The organism is Myceligenerans salitolerans (assembly GCF_017349295.1).
In the GTDB taxonomy this organism is placed as follows: Bacteria; Actinomycetota; Actinomycetes; order Actinomycetales; family Cellulomonadaceae; genus Myceligenerans; species Myceligenerans salitolerans.
In genome coordinates this window covers 1-23385 of the sequence record NZ_JAFMPK010000030.1, presented here as the reverse complement: position 1 = coordinate 23385, position 23385 = coordinate 1, and the positions used below count along the sequence as shown (strand labels likewise).

Below are 23385 nucleotides of genomic sequence, written 5' to 3'. Positions count from 1 at the left end.
CCACGGCCGACCGTGCCCGGCCGCCGTCGGACGACGAAAGGAAATCTCACGATGTCGAAGCCCTACGCCGACCGCGAGGTCTGGTTCTTCACCGGCAGCCAGGACCTCTACGGCGAGGAAACCCTGCGTCAGGTCGCCGAGCAGTCGCAGGAGGTGGCGAGCGCGCTCGATGCGTCGGACGACGTGCCGGCGCGCGTCGTGTGGAAGCCGGTGCTCAAGGACGCCGGATCGATCCGCCGCGCCATGCTGGACGCGAACTCCGACGACCGCGTGCTGGGTGTCATCACCTGGATGCACACCTTCAGCCCGGCGAAGATGTGGATCACCGGCTTGTCCGCCCTGGCCAAGCCGCTGCTCCACCTGCACACGCAGGCGAACGTCGAACTGCCGTGGGACACCATCGACTTCGACTTCATGAACCTCAACCAGGCCGCGCACGGTGACCGGGAGTACGCCTACCTGGCCACCCGGATCGGTGCGGCGCGCACCACGGTGGTGGGGCACGTGTCGAACCCGCGTGTGACGGCGCGCGTGGGGACCTGGGTGCGCGGCGCCGCCGGCGCCGCCGCCGTGCGCGAGCTGACGCTGGCGCGGTTCGGCGACAACATGCGCAACGTGGCGGTGACCGAGGGCGACAAGACCGAGGCGGAGCTGCGGTTCGGCGTGTCGGTGAACACGTGGGCCGTCAACGACCTCGTCGAGGCCGTCGACGCCGTGGCCGACGACGCCGTGGGCGCCCTCGTGGCCGAGTACGAGGACCTGTACGACGTCGCCGAGGAACTGCGAGCCGGTGGCGCGCGCCACGAGTCGCTGCGCTACGCGGCCCGGCAGGAGATCGCCCTCCGGACCTTCCTGGACGGTCTGGGCGCGAAGGCGTTCACCACGAACTTCGAGGACCTGGGCGGTCTCAGGCAGCTGCCCGGTCTGGCCGTGCAGCGCCTCATGGGCGCGGGCTACGGCTTCGGTGCGGAGGGCGACTGGAAGACGGCCGTCCTGGTACGTGCGGCGAAGGTCATGGGTGAAGGGCTGCCCGGCGGGGCGTCGCTCATGGAGGACTACACCTACGACCTCACCCCGGGGTCGGAGCTCATCCTCGGCGCGCACATGCTGGAGATCTGCCCGTCGCTCACGACCGCGAAGCCGCGCGTGGAGATCCACCCGCTGGGCATCGGCGGGCGGGAGGACCCCGTCCGCATGGTGTTCGACGCCGACGCGGTGGAGGGGGCCGTCGTCGTCTCTCTCGCGGACATGCGGGACCGCTTCCGGCTGACGGCGAACGTGGTCGACACGGTGAAGCCTCCCGCCGATCTGCCGCACCTCCCGGTGGCGCGGGCCGTGTGGAAGCCACGGCCGTCGTTCGAGCTGTCGGCCGAGTCGTGGCTGACGGCCGGCGGGGCGCACCACACGGTGATGTCCACGGCGGCCGGGATCGAGGCGTTCGAGGTGTTCGCGTCGATCACGGACACGGAGCTGCTCGTGATCGACGAGTCGACGACCCGCCGCGGGTTCGCGGACCAGGTCCGGTTCAACCAGGCGTACTACCGGTTCGCCCGGGGGCTGTGACGGATCGCCGGACGCGGGCGGCCCGACGGTCGGCTGGTTCCCCTCGGGTCGAGGGGAACCAGCCGACATTTCTGTCAGCGGGTCATGGTGCTGTCGTTACTCGAACGTGACGGAGCTGCCTTCCGCTCGATGCCATGTGAGCGCTAACATGGGTGCAGGCGGGCGAAATGCCCGCGAGTGCACCATCCCTGGTCGACGCCGACCGGGTTCTCGAGGAGGAGACATGGCACGACACACCTTCGCTCGCACCACCCTGGCCGCGTTGTCGGCGGTGACACTGCTCGCGCTCGGCGCGTGCAGCTCCGAGCCGCCGAGCTCGGGCGGCGACACCGGAAGCGGTGACAGCGGCGACGAGCTGATCAGCGTCGGCTTCTCGCAGGTCGGCGCGGAGTCCGGCTGGCGCAGCGCGAACACGATGTCCATCAAGGACGCGCTCACGGAGGAGAACGGCTTCGAGCTCAGCTTCTCCGACGCCCAGCAGAAGCAGGAGAACCAGATCTCCGCGATCCGCAACTACATCGCGCAGGGCGTGGACGTCATCGCGTTCTCCCCGGTGGTCGAGACGGGCTGGGACGCCGTGCTCGAGGAGGCCAAGGCCGCCGACATCCCGGTGGTCCTGACCGACCGCGCGGTGGAGACCACCGTCGAGGACGCGTACGTGACCTTCATCGGCTCGGACTTCGTCGAGGAGGGCGCCCGGTCCGGCGAGTGGGCCGTCGAGCAGTACGACGGCGAGGGCTACAAGGTCGTCGAGCTGCAGGGCACCACCGGTTCGGCGCCGGCGATCGACCGCCAGCAGGGCTTCGCGGAGGCGATCGAGGGCAGCGACCTGGAGATCATCGACTCCCAGACCGGCGACTTCACCCGCGACGGCGGCAAGAAGGTCATGGAGGGCTTCCTGACGGCCCACGACGACATCGACCTGGTCTTCGCGCACAACGACGACATGGGCCTGGGCGCCGTGGAGGCCATCGAGGCCGCGGGCCTGACGCCCGGCGAGGACATCAAGATCATCACGATCGACGGTGTCAAGGACGGCATGCAGGCCCTGGCCGACGGCAAGTTCAACTACATCGTCGAGTGCAACCCGCTGCTCGGCCCGGACCTGGCCGAGATCATCAAGGCGACCGTGGCCGGTGAACCCGTCGAGGAGCGCATCGTCACGCACGACGAGGCCTTCGACCAGGAAGCCGCGAAGGAAGCCCTTCCGGACCGCCAGTACTGATCCACAGGTCGATCCGGCCGGCCACCCAGCCGCCGAGGCGGTGCGTCCCCCTGCGGCGCGCTGCCTCGGCCGGACCGGACGCCGGGGCATCCCTCCCGTGGGGAGCCGCTGCCCCGGCGTCCGGGGCAGGCCCACATGCCGGCAAGCCGGGGTGCCGACCCCGGCGGGATCACACGGCGCTCGAGAAAGGGTTCAACGTGACGACGCAACCAGTCGTGGAACTGACCGGGATCACGGTCGAGTTCCCGCCGGTCACCGCGCTCGCAGGGGTGGACTTCCGCCTGTATCCGGGCGAGATCCACGCTCTCATGGGTGAGAACGGGGCAGGCAAGTCCACGCTCATCAAGGCGCTCACCGGCGTCTACCAGACCTCCTCCGGGACCATCGCCGTCGACGGTACCGAGCGCAGGTTCACCGGGCCGGGCGACGCCCGCGCCCACGGCATCAGCACCGTGTACCAGGAGGTCAACCTCTGCGGGAACCTCACGGTCGCGGAGAACATCATGCTCGGTGCCGCGGAACCCCGCCTGCTCGGCGCGCTGCACTGGCGGTCGATGCGCAGGCAGGCGGCGCGGCACCTGGAGCGCATGGGGCTGGACATCGACCCCGGCTCCAGTCTCGACTCCCACTCTCTCGCCGTGCAGCAGCTCGTCGCGATCTGCCGTGCCACCGTCGGCGACTGCAAGGTGCTGATCCTCGACGAACCCACGTCCAGCCTGGACGCGGACGAGGTCGAGAGCCTGTTCGCCGTGATGCGGCGCCTGCGGGACGACGGTGTGGCGATCCTCTTCGTCTCGCACTTCCTGGACCAGATCTACGCGGTCTCCGACCGCATGACCGTCCTGCGCAACGGCGGTCTGGTGGGCGAGTGGGCCACTTCCGACCTGCCGGCGGGTGAGCTGGTCAAGCACATGATCGGCCGCTCCGCGCAGGTCCTGGAGTCCGTCGGGCGGAAGCAGGGGGCGACCGCTCGCCCCGCGGGGACGGTGCCCCGGCTCCAGGCGGTCGGCCTGGGCCGCAAGGGCTCCATCCAGCCGTACGACCTCGACGTGTACCCCGGCGAGGTGGTCGGCCTGGCGGGTCTCCTGGGCTCCGGCCGCACGGAGCTCGCCCGCCTCCTGACGGGTGCGGACCGCGCCGACTCGGGAAGCACCCGGATCGAGGGCGTACCGCGCAGGCTGCACACCCCCCGCGCCGCGATGGCTCGCGGCATCGCCTACACGTCGGAGGACCGCAAGGGCGAGGGGATCGTCGACGGCCTGACCGTCCGCGAGAACATCGTCCTCGCCATGCAGGCCGAGCGCGGCTGGGTGCGCCCGCTGCCTCGCCGCCAGGTCGACGAGATCGTCGCGAAGTACATCGAGCAGCTCGGCATCCGCCCGGCGAACCCCGAGGCGCTCCTGCGCAACCTGTCCGGCGGGAACCAGCAGAAGGTGCTCCTGGCCCGCTGGCTGGCGACCGCACCTCGGCTGCTCGTCCTCGACGAGCCCACCCGCGGCATCGACGTGGGCGCCAAGGCCGAGATCCAGAAGCTCGTCGCGGAGCTCGCCGGCGAGGGCATGTCCGTCGTGTTCATCTCGGCCGAACTGGAGGAGGTCCTGCGCCTCAGCCACCGCATCGCGGTGCTGCGTGACCGGAGGGTCGTCGCCACCGTCGACGCCGAGGAGACGACGACGGACCAGGTCGTCGAACTGATCGCCAGAGGGAACGTCGCCGAGGGGGACGCGGCATGAGACAGGCTCTGAGACATCATCTCTTCTGGCCGGTGGCGGCACTCGTGGTGCTCGTGGTGGCGAACACCGTCGCCAAGCCGTCGTTCCTCCAGGTGACGGTCACCGACGGCCACCTGTTCGGCGCGCCCGTCGACATCCTGCGCGCCGCCGCCCCGCTGCTGCTCATCGCGCTCGGCATGACGCTGGTCATCGCGACGCGCGGGATCGACCTGTCCGTGGGGGCCGTCGTCGCCGTCTCCGGTGCCGTCGCCCTGGAGTACATCAGTGCGAGCCCCGACCCGGGAAGCCCGGTGACGGTACTCGTCGCGGTCGCCATCGCCCTGGGGCTCTCCCTGCTGCTCGGGCTGTGGAACGGCTTCCTGGTCACGGTCCTCGGCATCCAGCCGATCATCGCGACCCTGATCCTCATGACCGCCGGCCGCGGTGTCGCGATGCTGATCACCGGCGGCTTCATCACCACGGTCACCAGTGAGCCGTACAAGGGCCTCAACTCCGGGTTCTTCCTCGGGCTGCCCACCGCGATCTGGATCGCCGTCGGCCTGTTCGCGGTGGTGGCGGTGGTCGTCCGGCGTACCGCGCTCGGCATGCTGCTGGAGGCCACGGGCATCAACCCGGCGGCGAGCCGTCTCGCCGGCGTCCGCTCCCGCACCCTCACCTGGACCGTCTACGCCGCGGCCGGCCTGCTCGCGGGTCTGGCCGGGATCCTCGTCAGCGCGGACACGATGGCCGCCGACGCCAACAATGCCGGCATCTTCATCGAGCTCGACGCGATCCTCGCCGTCGTGATCGGCGGAACCGCGCTGAGCGGTGGCAAGTTCAACCTGTCCGGCACGTTCGCCGGGGTCCTCGTGATCGCCACGCTCGAGCGCACCGTCACGGTGCTCGGCATCTCCCCGCACGTGACGCCGCTGTTCATGGCGTTGGTGGTCGTGACGGTCACCCTCCTGCAGTCGCCTCGGGTGCGCGAGCGGTTCGCGGTGGCGGCGCTCCGCCGTCGTCCCGCCGGGCCGGACGGTGCGGCGGCCGACGACGGCGGAGCGGTCGAGCCGCCGTCCGGTGACGGCTCCGGTGCCGGGACGGAACCGGCGTCCGACGCCGTCGCGGGGCCGGAAGCGCACGAGGGCGCGACGCTCCAGGCGCCGACCGACGAGAGGGAGGTCACCCGATGACCACGACCACACCCGAGAGGGCGACCCGGCCGCTGCTGCGAGCCGTCCGGATCGACCGCCGGTACCTGCCCGTCCTCGGCACGTTGGCCGTCCTCGCGCTGATGCTCGTGATCGGCGGCACGCGATACGACAACTTCCTCACGCCGATCGTCTACTCGAACCTGTTCATCAACAACGCGCATCTGATCGCACTGGCCGTGGGCATGACGTTCGTCATCCTCACCGGCGGGATCGACCTGTCGGTGGGGTCCGTGCTGGCGCTGTCCACGGTGATCATCGCGGCGTTGCTGCAGGCCGGCTGGCCGGTCGCCGTCGTGCTCCCGGTCGCCGTGCTCACCGGTTCGCTGATCGGACTGGCGCACGGGGTGATGATCCAGGTGTTCGGGGTGCAGCCGTTCGTGGCGACCCTGGCGGGGATGTTCTTCGCACGGGGGCTCTGCTTCGTCATCGCGCCGGAGTCCATCCCGATCGACGACCCGGCGTTCACGGCGCTCGCCGGCTGGGACTCGTGGCTGGGACACTTCCGGACGACGGCGGCCGTGGTGATCGCGCTGGCCGTGGTCGCGATCGGGTTCGTCGTGCTGCATTACACCCGGTTCGGTCGCACGGTCTACGCGGTCGGGGGTGGCGAGCACTCGGCGATGCTGATGGGGCTGGCCGTCTCGCGGACGAAGGTGCTGGCGTACGTCGTCAGCGGGACCTGCGCCGCGCTGGGCGGCCTGCTGTTCGCGATGGGCAACCGGTCCGGCTACGCCCTGAACGGCGTGGCGATGGAGCTGGACGCGATCGCGGCGGTGGTGATCGGCGGCACGCTGCTGACCGGCGGCACCGGGTTCGTCCTGGGCTCGCTGCTCGGCGTGCTCACCCTCGGCACCATCCAGACCGTCATCCAGTTCGAGGGCAACCTCAGCTCGTGGTGGACCAAGATCGTGATCGGGGTGCTGCTGCTCGTCTTCGTGGTGCTCCAGAGGGCGCTCTCCCTCCGCAAGACGTAACACCCGCCGGGCTGTCGCCGTCGCCTCGTGCGGGACGACGGCGACAGCCCGGCGGCCGGTGATCCTCGCGTGCCTGAGGGCCGCCCATCCGGGCGGCGTCTGGTTCTCCGGCCCGCAGGCGCGACAGGGGCGCCGTCCGGATGGTGTTAACGCTCACACCACAGGGCGGTGGTTCTGGCGGGCCACAGGGGCGCCGGCAAGTTGAAAGAAGACAGCGAAATCCCTTACAACGATGTGAAGGATGGAACATGACGACGAACGTACGACACGTGCGCCGCCGGGCGGGACTCTCGTTCGCGGTGCTGCTCACGGCCGTCGCGATGGTGGCCGCCGCTCTGGTGGTGGTGCCCAGGACCCCGGCACGGGCCGCCGTCGACACCGGGCAGTGGTACATCATCCAGTCACCCGTCTCGGGCATGGTGCTCGACATCACGGACATCTCGACCGAGGCCGGAGCCGGCCTCCAGCAGTGGGACCGACTCGACGGCCAGAACCAGCAGTTCCGGTTCCTGGACTCGGGTGACGGCTACTACCGCATCCAGGCGCGACACTCGTCCATGGTGCTCGACGTGTACGGCTGGGACGCCGACAACGGCGCGGAGATCGTCCAGTGGGAGGACCTGGACGCCACCAACCAGCAGTGGCAGGTCCGCGAGAACTCGGACGGGACCGTCACCTTCCTCAACCGGTTCTCCGGCAAGGCGCTCGACCTGTGGGAGTGGTCGACCGAGCGCGGCGCCCGTATCTCGCAGTACGACGACAACGGCCTCGACGCGCAGCGGTGGCAACTCATCCCCGTCGGTGCCGAAGGGCTGAGCAACCCGATCCGCAGCAACGGCGCCGACCCCTGGATCCAGTACTGGGACGGCTACTACTACCTGTCCACCACCACGTGGGACTCCACGGTCATCATGCGCCGTTCGCCGACGCTCGCCGGCCTGAAGACCGCACAGGACCAGGTGGTGTGGGACGACGCCGGCGCCGCCGACCGCTGCTGCAGCCACTGGGCACCCGAGTTCCACCGGATCGGCGGCACCTGGTACCTGACCTACACCTCGGGCAACTCGCAGACCAACTTCGACGGGCAGAAGATCCGCGTGCTGCGCTCCACCGGCGACACCCCGATGGGGCCGTACGAGTTCATGGGTACGCCGATGCCGAACCGGTGGAACATCGACAGCTCCTACCTGGAGCACGACGGCAACCTGTACCTGCTCTTCTCGGAGTGGATCGGCGCGGACCAGACCAACCGCATCGTCCGGATGAGCAACCCGTGGACCACCACAGGATCGCCCGCCACCATCTCCACGCCCACGTACTCCTGGGAGACCCAGGGCGCGCGCGTCAACGAGGGCGCGGCGGTGCTCAAGCGCAACGGGCGCACGTTCGTGTCGTTCTCGGCGTCGTCGTGCAACACGCCGGACTACAAGCTGGGGCTGCTCGAGCTCACGGGCTCCGACCCGATGAACCCGTCCGCCTGGACCAAGCAGTCCACGCCCGCGCTGCAGCGCGGGAACGGTGTGTACGGGCCCGGGCACAACGGGTTCTTCAAGAGCCCCGACGGTACGGAGGACTGGCTCGTCTACCACGGCAACCCGTCGGCGGAGGACGGCTGCGGCGCCACCCGGCAGACCCGTGTCCAGAAGATCACCTGGAACGGCGACGGAACGCCGAACTTCGGTACCCCGGTCCCCTCGGGCCAGGTCCTGACGCCGCCGTCGGGCGAGTAGCCGGCCCGGCCGGGTCCGGTCCGGCATGGGGCCGGTTCATGCGGTCGGTCCTTTGTCGGGCACGGTCGGTCCTTTGTCGAGCACGGTCGGTCCTTTGTCGAGCGGTCGGNNNNGGTCCCCCGGGCGACCGACCGCTCGACAAAGGACCGACCAGATCCGACAAAGGACCGACCACACCCGGCGTCGGCCGGCACCACCGGACGGAGGGCCCGGATCTCGTCCTCCGAGCAGCCACGCCGACTCGGCCGGACCCGGAACCCGTCGGCGCATCACGCCCACGTACCACCGAACCCCGAACGGATGGAGCAACGATGCACATCTCCCTGAGACGAGCCCTCGCGGGCGTCGCCGCCGCGGCCGTGGCCGGCACGCTCGGCCTCACCGCGGCCACCACCTCCGCCGTCGTCACGGCTCCGGCGGCCGCGGCGTCACCCGGCGACGGCGACGCCTACTTCCTTCCCTACTTCACCGGTGAGTCCACCGCGGACGGCGAGACGATCAGCTTCGCCGTCTCCACGGGCGACGACCCGACCTCCTGGCAGACCCTCAACGGCGGAGAGCCGGTCCTCACCTCCACCCTGGGCACCCGGGGCCTGCGGGACCCGTTCGTCATCCGGTCCGGTGACGGACGGACGTTCTACCTGCTCGCCACCGACCTGAGGATCCACGGCGGTGGCAGCTTCGGCGACGCGCAGGAGACCGGCTCCCGCTCGATGATGGTGTGGGAGTCGGACGACCTGGTGAACTGGTCGGCCCAGCGTGAGGTCGTGCTCGCCCCGGAGAACGCCGGCAACCTGTGGGCGCCCGAGGCGTTCTGGGACGAGGCGAACCAGGAGTACGTCGTCTACTGGGCCTCGGCGCTCTACCCCGAGAGCCTGCCACCCGAGCAGCGGGACATCGGCGACTCGTACCAGCGCATGATGTACGCGACCACGACGGACTTCCGAACCTTCTCCGAGCCGCGCGTCTGGATCGACGAACGGCAGGGTGCCGGGCTGGGCATGATCGACTCCACGGTGGTGCAGCTCGACGGGGTCTACCACCGGTTCACCAAGGACGAGTCCGACATGACCGTGCGTCAGGAGTCGTCCACCGACCTGCGCCGCACCCAGGGGGTCACGTCCGGCGACGGCTGGAACCTCGTCGCCGAGCGGGTCGGCGTCGGGCAGCCCAACCCGTGGGGCGGCACCTTCACCGCGGGAGAGGGGCCCTCGGTCTTCCCCTCGCTCACCGACGACCGCTGGTACATGATCCAGGACCAGCCCACCTACCACGGCGGCCAGGGCTACATGCTGTTCGAGACCACGGACCTCGCCTCCGGGCAGTGGACCTCCGTGCCCGACGCCGCCCTGCCGCCCAGCCCTCGGCACGGGACCGTCCTGCCGATCACCGCGGCCGAGCACGCCGCGCTCCTCGACGCCTACGGCGGCAGCGGCCCGGGTGCCGGATGGCACGTGATCGAGTCCGCCCACTCGGGGCTGGTGCTGGACATCGCGGACCGGTCCACCGCATCTGGCGCCCTCCTCACCCAGTACACCCGGTGGGACGGCACCAACCAGCAGTTCCGCTTCCTCGACTCGGGCAACGGCTACCACCGCATCCAGGCCCGGCACTCCGGCCTCGTCCTGGACGTGTACGGCTGGGACGCCGACAACGGCGCCGACATCGCCCAGTGGGACGACCTGAACGGCACCAACCAGCAGTGGCGGATCCGGCAGAACGCCGACGGGACGGTCACGTTCCTCAACCGGTTCTCCGGCAAGGCCCTCGACGTCTGGGAGTGGTCGACCACGCCGGGCAGCCGCATCTCCCAGTACACCGACAACGGCAACGCCACCCAGAAGTGGCACCTGCACCCCGTGTCCTGACCGGGCACGGGCACCCGGGCGCCGGGCGATCGGTCACGTGATGACCGGCCGGCCCGGCGGCCGGTGGATCGGTGAGCGATCGGCGGTTCATCCGCGGGCCGTTCACGAAAGGGCCGGTCCGCCACGAGGCGGTCGGCGACCCCGACAGCACGACGACGTGACGGAGGAGCGATCATGAGAAGGACACGTTCGAGATGGTGGGCGGCAGTCACGGCCGGGCTCGCCCTCGCGGGAGCGGCTGTGACCACCGCCGCGACCGCCCCGGCGGCCACCGCGGCCGACGAGCCGTACGCCGGCTACCTGTTCTCCTACTTCACCGGCGAGGGGACGGCCGACGGCGAACAGGTCTACTTCGGCCTGAGCCAGGGCAACGACCCGCTGCACTACGTCGACCTCAACGCCAACCAGCCGGTGCTCACGTCGGACGTGGGAACCGGCGGCGTGCGGGACCCGTTCATCATCCGCGATCCGGGTTCCGGGCGGTTCTACCAGATCGCCACCGACCTGAAGATCAACGGCAACGGTGACTGGGACGGTGCGCAGCGCCACGGCTCGCGCAGCATCGTGGTGTGGGAGTCGGACGACCTGGTGAACTGGTCGGAGCCGCGGCTGGAGCTGGTGTCACCGCCCACCGCCGGCAACACCTGGGCGCCCGAGGCGTACTGGGACGAGGCTCGTGGCGAGTTCGTCGTGTTCTGGGCCTCCAAGCTCTACGCGGAGGACGACCCCGACCACACCGGTTCGTCGTACAACCGCATGATGTACGCCACGACCAGCGACTTCGACACGTTCAGCGAGGCGCAGGTCTGGATCGACCCCGGCTACTCGGTGATCGACTCGACCGTGACGCGGCACGACGGCACGTACTACCGCTTCACCAAGGACGAGCGTTCCAACTCCGGCAGCTCCCCGTGCGGCAAGTTCATCACCGCCGAGCGGGCGACCGACCTGCGGGACACGAGCTGGGACCTCGTCGCGGACTGCATCGGCCAGGGGGACATCGGTGCGGGCGAGGGCCCGACCATCTTCAAGTCCAACACCGAGGACCGCTGGTACCTGTTCATCGACGAGTTCGGCGGCCGGGGCTACGTCCCGTTCGAGACGACGAACCTGGCCTCGGGCACCTGGACGCCGGTGTCGAACTACGACATGCCCACCGACCCGCGACACGGCACCGTGCTGCCGGTCACACAAGCCGAGTACGACCGTCTGCTCGCGGCCTACGGTGGCACCGACACCGTGTCGCCCGGCACCTGGTACTCGGTCGAGTCCGCGCACTCGGGCCTCGTGTGGGACATCGCGGGCCAGTCCACCGAGCCGGGCGCGCTGCTGACGCAGTGGAGCTCGTGGGGCGGCACGAACCAGCAGTTCCGCTTCGCCGACCTCGGCAACGGCTACCACACGATCGAGGCACGGCACTCGGGCCTGGTGCTCGACGTGTCGGGCGCGAGTACGGCCAACGGGGCCGACGTCGTGCAATGGACCGCCACGGGAGCGACGAACCAGCAGTTCCGGGTACGCGCCAACGGCGACGGGACGGTGACCTTCCTCAACCGCAACTCGGGCAAGGCGCTGGACCTCTACGACTTCGCGACCGACCCGGGCGCCCGCATCTCGCAGTACACCGACAACGGCAACGCCGTCCAGAAGTGGACCCTGCACCCGGCGTCGTGAGCTGATCCCGGGCGCCGGTCGGTCACGCACCGGCCGACCGGCGCCGCGGTCGGCTGCCGGTGGGTGCCCGGTCGAGCTGCCGGGCACCCACCGCAGGACCGACCACACGCTCTCCTCGGCGAGCGCCCTTCCGGGCGATCGCCTGCCTCCCCGAACCTCAGCCCGGTGAATCCACCAGGCACCGACGAGAAGGAGTACATCGATGTACAGACAACCACCCGGGCGATCACGGCGGGTCGTGCTCGCCGCCGCCCTCACCCTGGGGCTCGTCGCCCCGGCCGCGGCGGTGGCCGTCGCGGCACCCGACGGTGCGGCGGGGACGGCTCCGGCCGCGGCCGACGGCGACCACGCCGGCTACTTCTTCCCGTACTTCACCGGGGAGTCCACCGCCGACGGCGAGACCGTCTCCTTCGCGGTGAGCAACGGGCCCGACCCGCTCGACTGGACCACGCTCAACGACGACGCCCCCGTGCTCACCAGCGACCTCGGCACCGAGGGCCTGCGCGACCCGTTCGTGATCCGCAAGGCCGACGGCTCCGGGTTCGTGGTGCTCGCCACCGACCTGAAGATCCACGGCGGCGGCAACTTCGGCGACGCCCAGGAGACCGGGAGCCGGTCGATCATGATTTGGGAGTCGCCGGACCTGGTGAACTGGTCCGAGCAGCGCGAGGTCGTGCTCGCGCCCGAGAACGCCGGCAACCTCTGGGCTCCCGAGGCCTTCTACGACGCGGACGCCGGCGAGTACGTCGTGTACTGGGCCTCGGCGCTCTACCCGGACGACGTCGCCCCCTCCGACCGCGACATCCGCACGTCCTACCAGCGCATGCTGTACGCGACCACCACGGACTTCGTGACCTTCTCCGAGCCGCGGGTGTGGATCGACGAGCGGCGCGGCGACGGCCTCGGCATGATCGACTCGACCATCGCGGAGGAGGACGGCGTCTACCACCGCCTCACCAAGGACGAGTCGTACATGGGGATGCGGCAGGAGTCGTCCACGGACCTGCGGCTCACGCAGGGCGTGTCCGACGGCGACGGCTGGGACCTCACCGCCGAGCGCATCGGCTTCGGCGAGCCCAACCCCTGGGGCGGCGAGTTCACCGGCGGTGAGGGCCCCACGATGTTCCCGTCGCTCACGGACGACCGCTGGTTCCTGCTCCAGGACCAGCCCTCGTACCACGGCGGCCAGGGCTACATGCTGTTCGAGACGGACGACCTGGGCAGCGGCGAGTGGAGGGCCAACCTGGACGCCGAACTGCCCGCGAGCCCGCGGCACGGCAGCGTCATCCCGATCACCGCCGAGGAGCGCGACGGGCTGCTCGCCGCCTACCCGCCGGCCTCCCCGGCGGTCACCGAGCACACGCTGACGATCGACGCCGACGCCCCGCGCACCGAGATGAGCGACGACCTCTACGGCGTCTTCTACGAGGACATCAACTACGCGGCCGACGGCGGCCTGTACGCCGAGCTGGTCCGCAACCGGTCGTTCGAGTTCGCCCCCACGGACAACGCGAGCTTCACCGGCATGACGGCCTGGGACGTGGTCGAGGGCGCCGGCGGCACGGTCGAGGTCGCGTCCGAGCGGGACGAGTGGCTCAACGACTCCAACCGGGCCTACCTGCAGATCGAGGCCGACGGGCCCGGCGTGGGGGTGCGCAACGAGGGGTACAACTCCGGGTTCGCGATCGAGAAGGGCGGCAGGTACGACTTCTCGATGTTCGTGCGGTCCGACGCGCGCCAGCGGCTGACGGTGAGCCTGGAGTCGGCCGACGGCACGACGACGTACGCCGAGAAGACCATCCGGGTGAACGACCGGGACAGGTGGCGCGAGGTCCGGACGAAGCTGCGCGCGAACGCGACGGTGGACGACGCCCGCCTGGTCGTGACCGGCGGCGCCGCCGGGACGCTCCGGCTCGACATGGTCTCCCTGTTCCCGCGTGACACCTGGGTGGGCCCGGTGAACGGCCGGTCCGTGCTGCGCGAGGACCTGGCGCAGCTCGTCGCCGACCTGGAGCCGTCGTTCCTGCGCTTCCCGGGCGGGTGCGTCACCAACGTCGGCACCTTCGACACGTACCTCGAGTCCGACGGCCAGGACCGCCGTCGTACCTATCAGTGGAAGGAGACGATCGGGCCGGTCGAGGAGCGGCCGACCAACTGGAACTTCTGGGGCTACAACCAGTCCTACGGCCTGGGCTACCTCGAGTACTTCGAGTTCGCCGAGGACCTCGGCGCGACGCCGCTGCCCGTGCTGTCCGTGGGCGCCAACGGCTGCGGCTCGCAGATCCCGGAGATGACCGACGACGAGCGCATCGACCGCTGGGTCCAGGACACGGTGGACCTCATCGAGTTCGCCAACGGCGACGTCGACACCGAGTGGGGCGCCGTGCGCGCCGAGCTCGGGCACCCGGAGCCGTTCGGGCTGGAGTACATCGGCCTGGGCAACGAGGAGAACACCCGCACGTTCGAGGCGAACTTCCCGCGCTTCCGCGACGCGATCGAGGAGCGCTACCCGGACGTCACCGTCATCTCGAACTCGGGACCGGACGACGCCGGCGCGCGCTTCGACGAGCTCTGGGCGTTCAACCGGGAGCAGGGCGTCGAGATGGTCGACGAGCACTACTACAACGACCCGGCCTGGTTCCTCGCCAACGACGACCGGTACGACTCCTACGACCGCAACGGCCCGCACGTGTTCCTGGGCGAGTACGCCTCGCGGGGCAACCAGTGGCGCAACGCGCTGGCCGAGGCGGCGTACATGACGGGTATCGAGCGCAACTCCGATCTGGTGGAGCTGGCGTCGTACGCGCCGATGTTCGCCAACGAGGACTACGTGCAGTGGTCGCCGGACATGATGTGGTTCGACAACGACGAGTCGTGGGGCTCGACGTCGTACTGGACACAGCAGATGTTCATGACGAACACCGGTGACGAGGTGGTCGCCTCCGAGCACACGGGTCCCGAGGCGACGCCGCCGCCCCTGTCGGGTGGGGTCTTCCTGTCCACGTGGCTCACGCAGGCCGCGTACGACGACGTCGTGGTGACCGACAACGAGACCGGCGACGTCCTGTTCTGGGACGACTTCTCCGGCGAGGAGACCTGGGACGGCCAGGCCGGTACCTGGGACGTCGTCGACGGCGAGTACGTGCAGTCCGCGGCCGGCGTCGAGGATGCCCGCTCGATCATCCCCGACGCCTACGGGCAGGACTGGAGCGACTACACCCTGGAGCTGAGCGCCCGGAAGCTCGGGGGCGGCGAGGGCTTCCTCGTCGGCTTCGCGGCCGGGGCGCCCGACCGCTTCTACTGGTGGAACCTCGGGGGCTGGGGCAACTCGCGCCAGGCGCTCGAACGGGCCGACGGCGGCCGGCAGGGCGAGGTCGCGGCCGTCGAGGGCCACTCGCTGGAGACCGGGCGCGACTACGACCTCAAGGTCGTCGTGAGCGGCCGCACCATCGAGATGTACCTCGACGGCGAGCTCCAGATGACGTACACCGAGCCGGTGACGCAGTCCCTGTACCAGGTGGTCACCACCGACGACGAGACCGGCGACCTGCTGGTCAAGGTCGTCAACCCGGGCGGCGACATCGCGCGGACGGACGTGGCCGTGGCCGGGTTCGAGGTGGCCGGCCAGGCCGAGGTGATCGAGATGTCGGGCGACCCGGCGGCGGTCAACACGAAGACGCGGCCGGAACGCGTGGTCCCGACGGAACGGACGTGGACGCTGCCCGACGACGCCGGACCGGGCGGGTTCACGTACGACTTCCCGCCGCACTCGATCACGTTCCTCCGCCTGACGGAGAACTGACCTCGCCGGGGGCAGCCGGTTGACTCCGCTGCCCCCGGCCGAGCCTCGTCGGACCGCCGCGCGGTGGGCGCCGACCAGCACCGGGCAGACCGGCCCGGGATCCGAGGTGACATGGTCGCGGGCCGGTGCGGTGCTGTGTCGGCGGTGGCTGTTGCCCGGCGGGGTTCTGTCAGGTCAGGGCCAGGCGGACGGTCGCGAAGGACGCCGGCGGGAGCGTGGCCTCCAGGGTGCTCTGGGCGCCCGTCGTCGTGAGCGAGACCGTGGTGAGCTCTCTGGGGGCCACCGCGTCCGGCGCGTCGAACGTGTTGTGCGCCCGGACGGCGTCGTCGGACCCCGCACCCTCCGGGGCGGCCAGCACCGTCGCGCCGTCGGGCATGACCGAGCCGCCGCGGAGCGCGACACGGACGCGCGCCGGCGCGGCCGGGTCCAGGTTGGTCAGCGACACCAGCACGGAACCGTCCTTGACGGAGGCCGACGTCGACACCGTCGGCAGGTCCGTGCCGTCCACCGCGCGCGTGCCGCGGGAGGCGACGTCGTGCACGGCCAGCGCCGACGCGTCCTGGTGGCCCGCCGACATCGCGAACGCGTGGAACGTGGGCGTGCGCAGCATGCAGGCGCCCTCCGTGAGCACCATCGCCTGCAGCACGTTGACCACCTGGGCGACGTTGGCGAGACGCAGGCGGCGCGCGTTGTCGTGGAACGCGTCGAAGTGCACGGCCGCGACCAGGGCGTCGCGCATCGTGTTCTGCTGGTACAGGAAGCCGGGCTCGGTGCCGGGCTCGACGTCGAACCACGTGCCCCACTCGTCGAGGGCGAGCGCGACCCGGGCGTTCGGGTCGTAGGCGTCCATGACGGCCGAGTGGCCGCGGATCAGGGCCCGTACGCGGTGGGCCTTGCGCATGGTGGTCCAGTACGTGTCGTGGTCGAAGTCCGTGGCGGAGCCCTTGGCTCCCCAGGTGCCCGGGATCGTGTAGTAGTGGAAGGAGACGGCCTGGAAGAGCGGTGCCGGTTCCTCGTCCCCGAGGCGCTGGCTGACCTGCTTCATCAGTGTCTCGGTCCAGGCGTAGTCGTCCTCGTTCGCCCCGGCGGCCACGCGCTGGAGCGTGTTCCCGGACAGGTCACGTGCGTACGTGGAGTGCAGGCGGGCGAGCGAGGCGTACTGGTCGGCGCGCAGGTTGCCGCCGCAGCCCCACGGCTCGTTCCCGAGACCGAAGAACGTCACGGGCCACGGCTCGCCGCGCCCGTGCTCCCGGCGCAGGCGGGCCATCGGGGCGTCGTCGTCGCGGGTGAGGTACTCGACCCAGTCCGCCGTCTCCTGCACGGTGCCCGAGCCGACGTTCGCCGAGACGTACGGCTCGGTGCGGAGCAGCTCGCACAGGGCGAGGAACTCGTGGGTGCCGAAGGCGTTGTCCTCGACGACGTCGCCCCAGTGCACGTTCGCGATCCGCGGCCGGTCCTCGCGCGGGCCGACGCCGTCGCGCCAGTGGTAGGAGTCCGCGAAGCAGCCTCCCGGCCAGCGCAGGTTCGGGACCCTGAGCTCCCGGAGCGCCTCGACCACGTCGAGGCGGATACCGCCCTCGTGCGGGACGGGAGAGTCCTCGCCGACCCAGAACCCTTCGTAGACGCAGCGGCCGAGGTGCTCGGCGAACTGGCCGTAGAGGTGCCGGTTGATGGTCGGGCCGGGAACGTCGAGGTCGACGACGGCGTCGAGTGCGAGGTCAGACATGCGGGGCTCCTTCGCGCGTTGCTTTCCAACGTTGTAGGCTAACCGACGCGCGGCCCGGGCCGAGGGCGTGCTCCAGGGCTGGACGCCGTGGCATACGCTGTTGGGCACGCCGGCGCGGAAGTCGGCGCCGGGAGGAGTATTTCGTGGCTGTGACCATGCAGGACGTTGCGGCTCGGGCCGGCGTCTCGATCAAGACGGTGTCGAACGTGGTCAACGGCTACCCGCACATCCGCCCGGCGACACGGGAGCGCGTCGAGGAGGCCATCGACCACCTCGGTTACCGGATCAACGAGACCGCGCGCAGCCTGCGCACGCGCCGTACCGACATGATCACGCTCGCCGTTCCCGAACTGTCCCTGCCGTACTTCGCCGAGCTCGCCGACTCCGTGATCCAGGCGGCCGACGACCGAGGGCTCACCGTGCTGATCGAGCAGACCAGCCACGGACGGGAGCGCGAGGTGGACGTCCTCACCGGGAAGCGCCGGAACATGACGGACGGTCTCATCTTCTCGCCGCTCGAGCTCGGCCCCGAGGACCTGGCGCTGTTCGACGTCGACTTCCCGCTCGTGGTGCTCGGCGAGCGCGTCTTCGGGGCGCCCGCGGACCACGTCACGATGAACAACGTGGCCGCAGCGAAGGCGGCCACGGTGCATCTGGCGTCGCTCGGGCGGAAGCGGATCGCGGTCGTCGGCGGGCACGAGGGCGAGCAGGTGGGTTCCGCCGCGCTGCGGACCACCGGCTACCGGCAGGGCCTGGACGAGGCGGGGCTGCCCTACGATCCGGCGCTGGTCGCCGAGGCGGGGCTCTGGCACCGCTCCACGGGCGCCGAGGCCATGGGCAGGTTGCTCGACGACGGCGTCGAGGTGGACGGCGTCTTCGCCCTCAACGACGCCCTCGCCCTCGGCGCGCTGCACGCGCTCCACACCCGGCGGCTCGATGTTCCCGGCGACGTCGCCGTGATCGGCTTCGACGACATCGACGACGCCCGCTACTCCGTCCCCACGCTCTCCTCCGTGGACCCGGGCCGGGAGCAGATCGCACAGACCGCCGTGGACCTCCTCGTCGCACGGATCACCGGGACGGAGACGGGCCCGTTCCGCCGCGTGGTCCCCGACTCCCGCATCATCGGCCGCGAGTCCACGGGCGACGTCCCGGAGGGCGGCGAGGGCAGGCCCGTGGCGGTCCAGGAGGGCGGTACCGAACCGGCCCAGCCGCTGACCGAGCCCGTGGCGATCTGAACTCAGGACGCCGAAGGCCGGTGCGCGGAGTCGGCGGAGCCGGCGGGATCGCCGCGGCGCCGCGTGCCGGCGACCACCTTGCCCGTGGCCCAGAGGGGGAACGAGGCGCCCGCGACGAGAGCGGCCAGGGGCACGCCCAGGACCACGGCCGCCGTCGCGGCGAGCGTGACCAGGATCGCCAGGGCCGCGCCCGGCGCCATCAGCGGCGTCAGGAGCAGGTAGCGCCAGACGGCGGGCGCCGCGTCGTCGTACCCGAGCACGATGCGCGGCCACCACGCGAGGACGACGGCGGTCCAGGCGGACGCGAGCGTGAGGCCCGCCAGCAGGGCCGCGTGGACCGGGCCGGACGCCTGTCCGACGACGGCCGCGTCCGCTGCGAGCAGCACGCCCACCGGCCAGAAGGGCGCGAACAGGAGGTTCGACCGGCGCCAGTCGGTGCGCCACTCGCGCCAGAACCCGCGCCACGGCTCCGTCGCGAGCTCGGGATCGTGCAGCACGGCGGATCCTGCCTTGAGCGCCGGCCCGAGGCCGAGCAGGATGCCACCCGCCAGGGCCCCGGCGAGCACCAGCAGATTGACCTCGACCATCCGGGTGAGAAACCGCAGTACGGCCATGACGCCCCCGGTCCACCCGGGAGCCTCGTCGCCCCGCCACCCCGGCCCATCCGCTCCGCCGTCGGCCCCGCTGTCGGCATTGACGGTCCCGCCGCTGCCGCCCGCGGGCCCCAGGCCCGCCGCGACCACGCCATCTTGCGCGACCACGCCACCTTGCGCGACCACGTCACCTTGCGCGACCACGCCATTCGGAGCGACCACGCCATTCTGGGTGGTGGTCGCGTTCCCACCACCCCAAGATGGCGTGGTCGCGCGAAATGGCGTGGTCGGCACGGGCCGGGATACTTCCGGCCTGCCGCGGGCCGGCGGGCTCGCGTGTGGCGGGCTGGACATGTCAGCCCTTCGTGCCCGTCAGGGCGACCGACTCGATGATCTGCCGCTGGAAGACCAGGAACACGGCCAGGATCGGCAGCAGCGCCACGAACGACGCCGCCATGATCAGCGGGTAGTCGCGCTGGGTCGCGTACTGGACGTTCATGTTGGCGATCACCACCTGCAGGGTCTGCCGCTCCGGGGTGTTGAGGTACAGGATCGGGGCGAGGTAGTCGTTCCAGACCATCATGAACCAGAGGATGAACTGTGCCGACACGGCCGGACGGATGATCGGGAAGATCAGTCGCCAGAAGATCTGCCAGTAGCTGGCACCGTCGATCTTCGCGGCCTCGATGATCGAGTTCGGCACGTTCTCGAGGTACTGCTTGAGGAAGAAGATCACGATGACGTTGCCGAAGATCGCGGGAACGATGAGCGGGAGCAGCGTGTCCACCCAGCCGATCCGCGAGAACATCACGAACTGGGGGATCATCAGCGTCGGGAAGGGGATCATGATGCCGGTCAGGAGTCCGACGAAGATCGCGTTCCGGCCCGGCAGGCGCATCTTGGCCAGCGCGAACGCCGCCAGCGAGCACGTGATCGTACCGAGCACCGTGACGGACGTGGCGACGACGAGGCTGTTCTGGAAGCCCGTGAGGACGTAGGAGTTCTCCCACATGCGCACGTACGTCTCCCACTGCGGAACCTCCGGGATCCAGACCGGCGGCAGGGCGAAAACCTCGGTCTTGGTCTTCAGCGACGTCGAGAACATCCAGACCAGGGGCGCGACCATCGCGACCCCGCCGACCGCCAGGACGGCAAAGGTGATCCAGTCCGCGATGCGGCCCTGCGCCTTGCGGCCCAGCCGTCGTGCCACGGGCAGTCCGACGGCGCGCGTCGGTCCGCCGTTCAACGGGGATGTTTCCGTCGGTGAACCGCCCGGCGTGGTGTCCGCCACGCGTTCGCCGGTCCGGACCGGTGTCGTCCGGGTGCTCGGTGTCGTCTCGGTGCTCGCTGTCGTCTCGGTGCTCGGTGTCGCCTCGGTGTTCGGTGCCGTCTCGGCCCGGGCCGGTGCCGTGCCTGTCCGGGCGCGTGCCGTGCCTGCCTGCGGCGGTGCCGCGCCGGCCCGGTTCGATGTGGTCCCGGTCGTGTCCGGCGTCGTGCCGGTGCCTGGCGTCGTGCCGGTCGTGTCCGACGACGCCGTGGAGCTGGCCGATTTCTCAGTCATGGATTCTCCAGGTTCTCAGTCGAGCACGAAGCTGTTCCGCTGGTTCAGGCGGAACTGCACGAGCGTGATGATCAGGATGAGGATGCCGAGCATGATCGCCATGGCGGTGCCGTAACCCATGTCCTGGTAGCGGAACGCCTGGCGCCAGATGTGGAACACGGACGATGCCGTGCTGTACTCCGGGCCGCCCGTGGGCGTCATGATGTTGATCTCAGTGAAGATCTGCGATCCGGCGATGACCTGGGTGACCACCAGGAAGAACGTCACCGGGCGGACCATCGGCAGGGTGATGGTCCGGAACTTCTGCCAGCCGTTCGCGCCGTCGAGTTCGGCCGCCTCGTACAGGGAGCGCGGCACCGACTGGATCGCGGCCAGGTACAGGATCATCGAGTACCCGAGGCCCTTCCAGATCAGCATGATGACGATGGCGGGCTTGGCCCAGGCCGTGCTCGCCAGCCAGTTGGGACCCTCGATGCCGAACCAGGCGAGGAACTGGTTCACGAGGCCGAAGTCACCGTTGTACGCCCACTGCCAGAGGATGGCGATCGCCGCGAGCGACGAGATCACCGGCACGTAGTAGACCGTGCGGAGCATGGAGCGCAGCGGGATGGCGCGGTTCATGCCGATCGCCAGCGCGAGGGAGAGTGCCAGGCCGATCGGGATGCCGATCATGTAGAAGACGGTGTTGCCCATCGACTGCCAGAAGTACTGGTCCCCGAAGAGGCGGACGTAGTTGTCCAGGCCGATGAAGCGCATCGCGCCCAGCCCGTTCCACTGCGTCATCGAGGTGTAGAGGGCGAAGCCGACGGGATAGGCGGTGAAGAGCACGTAGCCGAGCACCGGCGCGGCGACGAACGCCAGCGCCCACCGGTGCTCGGCCTGGTGCAGCCGCGAGGAACGCGCCATCACTCGCTCGCGTTCGCCGCCGCGGCCTGCTCGGCCTGCATGTTCGACTCGTCGAGGAGCTGCTGCATCCGCGGCTGCACCTCCGCGAGGTATTCCGCCGCGGTCTGCTCGCCGTCGAGAACGGGCTGGATGTTGGTCCACATCTCGTCGTACCACGCGGCGCCGTAGGTGACCGCGGCCGGCATGGGACGGCCGTAGTCCTCGACGATGTCCAGGAACTCCTGACGGTTGGCCGGCTGGGCGTTCTCCTCGCCGGCCCACTCGGCCGCCATGTCCTTGAGGTTCGGGACCTGGATGCCGGCGTCGACCAGCGTCTGCTGCGCCGTCTCGTCGGCGGACAGGTAGGTGACGAGCTCGACGGCCTCCTCAGGCATCGCCGTGGTGGCCGAGACGCCGATGCCGAGCGAGCCGATCCACGTGGCGGGCTCACCGGTGGAGCCGGCGGGGTAGGGGATGAGGTCGTACTCGAAGTCGAGCTCGTTGTAGACGCTCACGTCCCACGGGCCCACGGGGAAGAAGGCGAGCTCACCCTCCATCCAGCGCTGGTAGGTGTCGAGCGTGGCCTGCTGCTCGGAGGACGGGGTGACCTCCTCGACGGTGGTCATGTCGGCGATGTACTGGAGCGCCTCGGCCATCTCCGGCGTGTCGACGGTGACCTCGGTCTTGTCCTCGTTGGTCCAGTCGGCGCCGTTGGACCAGGCCAGGGCCTGCAGGTTCCACTGGACGTTCAGGCCGGTGCCCCACTGGTCGACCTCGCCGTCGCCATCGGTGTCCTTGGTGACCTGCTTCATGATGTCGAGCCACTCGTCCCAGGCCAGCGGCTCGTCCTCGTCGGGGAGGTCGATGCCCTCCTCCTCGAGCATGGTCTTGTTGTAGCCCATGGCGAACGGGCCCACGTCCTTGGGCAGGCCGTAGAGGGCGCCGTCGGGTGTGCCCTGGAGCTCGCCGTCGTACCGGTAGGAGTCGACGCCGTACTCCCAGATGTTGTCGAGGTCGACGCCGGACTCGTCGACGAGGTCCGTGATGTCGAGGAGCACGCCGGACGTCACGTACGACTGCAGGCTCTGCTGCTCGATGTAGAAGACATCGGGGACGTTGTTGCCCGAGATCGCGGCCTGGAGCTTGGTGGCGTACTGGTCGGCGTCGGTCACGATGACCTCGACCTCGACACCGGTGTCCGCGCTGAACCGGTCGATCGCCTCCTGGTACGCGGCCTTCTCGTCCTCACCGCCGCGGAACATGAAGGTGAGCTTGCCGTCGTCGTCGGTGCTGGAGCCGGCGCTGCACGCGGCGGTTCCGGCCAGGACCAACGCGGCCACCATGCCGCTGGTCAGTCGTGACTTCCTCATCACGGTTTCCTCTCGGGTCTGCCTGGTACGCCGTCGAGGCGTGGGGTGGGACGAGTGTCCCCGCGTCCGCCTCGACGCGCTTTACATCGATGGAAAGAGATCGACGGTGAAACGGTGGCACGAAGGGCGCCGAATGGTCAAGTGCGGGTGATCACGGCCTCGCAACGATGGCGTGCGACGCCCGGGCCGGTCGCGGACGACCCGGCCGGGTGCGGCCGGCCCGCCGTCGAGCGGTCGGTCTGTCGTCGAGCGG

General features: G+C 70.2%; 15 protein-coding genes. 10 read left to right on the top strand and 5 right to left on the bottom strand.

Annotation, left to right across the window (positions count from 1 at the left end; genetic code table 11):
- The first annotated feature begins 51 nt into the window (after positions 1-51).
- The 9 genes from araA (at position 52) to J0911_RS07860 (ending at position 15759) form a co-directional block, all read left to right on the top strand.
- Entirely contained in the window at positions 52-1563 is a 1512-nt protein-coding gene (gene araA / locus J0911_RS07900; protein ID WP_207274913.1) for an L-arabinose isomerase, read from the top strand.
- A 223-nt stretch (positions 1564-1786) separates the two neighbouring features.
- Positions 1787-2788, top strand: coding sequence for an ABC transporter substrate-binding protein (locus tag J0911_RS07895; protein ID WP_207274912.1), 1002 nt, complete (start codon positions 1787-1789; stop codon positions 2786-2788).
- Positions 2789-2985: 197 nt separating this feature from the next.
- On the top strand, positions 2986-4521 hold the full coding sequence (locus J0911_RS07890) for a sugar ABC transporter ATP-binding protein (protein ID WP_207274911.1): 1536 nt from the start codon (positions 2986-2988) through the stop codon (positions 4519-4521).
- A complete protein-coding gene (locus J0911_RS07885; protein WP_207274910.1) occupies positions 4518-5690 on the top strand; it encodes an ABC transporter permease in 1173 nt (390 codons plus the stop codon). The genes J0911_RS07890 and J0911_RS07885 overlap by 4 nt, the downstream gene beginning before the upstream one ends.
- Positions 5687-6685, top strand: coding sequence for a galactofuranose ABC transporter, permease protein YjfF (gene yjfF / locus J0911_RS07880; protein WP_207274909.1), 999 nt, complete (start codon positions 5687-5689; stop codon positions 6683-6685). The genes J0911_RS07885 and yjfF overlap by 4 nt, the downstream gene beginning before the upstream one ends.
- A gap of 248 nt (positions 6686-6933) precedes the next feature.
- Entirely contained in the window at positions 6934-8415 is a 1482-nt protein-coding gene (locus J0911_RS07875; RefSeq protein WP_207274908.1) for a family 43 glycosylhydrolase, read from the top strand.
- A 311-nt stretch (positions 8416-8726) separates the two neighbouring features.
- Positions 8727-10283, top strand: a complete 1557-nt coding sequence (locus tag J0911_RS07870; RefSeq protein ID WP_207274907.1) for an RICIN domain-containing protein — start codon at positions 8727-8729, stop codon at positions 10281-10283.
- 174 nt (positions 10284-10457) lie between these two features.
- Positions 10458-11957 carry an RICIN domain-containing protein gene (locus J0911_RS07865; protein WP_207274906.1) on the top strand — a complete coding sequence of 500 codons (1500 nt, stop codon included), beginning with the start codon at positions 10458-10460 and terminating at the stop codon, positions 11955-11957.
- Positions 11958-12159: 202 nt separating this feature from the next.
- Entirely contained in the window at positions 12160-15759 is a 3600-nt protein-coding gene (locus J0911_RS07860) for an alpha-L-arabinofuranosidase family protein (RefSeq protein WP_207274905.1), read from the top strand.
- Between the two features lie 169 nt (positions 15760-15928).
- On the opposite strand, the gene J0911_RS07855 is transcribed toward J0911_RS07860, so the two are convergent.
- Complete coding sequence (locus J0911_RS07855; RefSeq protein WP_207274904.1) at positions 15929-17485, bottom strand: alpha-N-arabinofuranosidase; 1557 nt, start codon at positions 17483-17485, stop codon at positions 15929-15931.
- A 143-nt stretch (positions 17486-17628) separates the two neighbouring features.
- On the opposite strand from J0911_RS07855, the gene J0911_RS07850 reads away from it, so the two are divergent.
- Complete coding sequence (locus tag J0911_RS07850; protein WP_307864978.1) at positions 17629-18723, top strand: LacI family DNA-binding transcriptional regulator; 1095 nt, start codon at positions 17629-17631, stop codon at positions 18721-18723.
- A gap of 2 nt (positions 18724-18725) precedes the next feature.
- On the opposite strand, the gene J0911_RS07845 is transcribed toward J0911_RS07850, so the two are convergent.
- The 4 genes from J0911_RS07845 to J0911_RS07830 form a co-directional block, all read right to left on the bottom strand.
- Complete coding sequence (locus tag J0911_RS07845; protein ID WP_207274903.1) at positions 18726-19538, bottom strand: DUF624 domain-containing protein; 813 nt, start codon at positions 19536-19538, stop codon at positions 18726-18728.
- Between the two features lie 133 nt (positions 19539-19671).
- Positions 19672-20877 (bottom strand): carbohydrate ABC transporter permease, encoded by a 1206-nt coding sequence (locus J0911_RS20220; protein ID WP_242636451.1) that lies wholly within the window; start codon positions 20875-20877, stop codon positions 19672-19674.
- Between the two features lie 15 nt (positions 20878-20892).
- Positions 20893-21783, bottom strand: coding sequence for a carbohydrate ABC transporter permease (locus J0911_RS07835; RefSeq protein ID WP_192865200.1), 891 nt, complete (start codon positions 21781-21783; stop codon positions 20893-20895).
- Positions 21783-23132, bottom strand: a complete 1350-nt coding sequence (locus tag J0911_RS07830) for an ABC transporter substrate-binding protein (protein ID WP_207274902.1) — start codon at positions 23130-23132, stop codon at positions 21783-21785. Before J0911_RS07830 ends, J0911_RS07835 begins: the two co-directional genes overlap by 1 nt.
- Between the last annotated feature and the right edge of the window lie 253 nt (positions 23133-23385).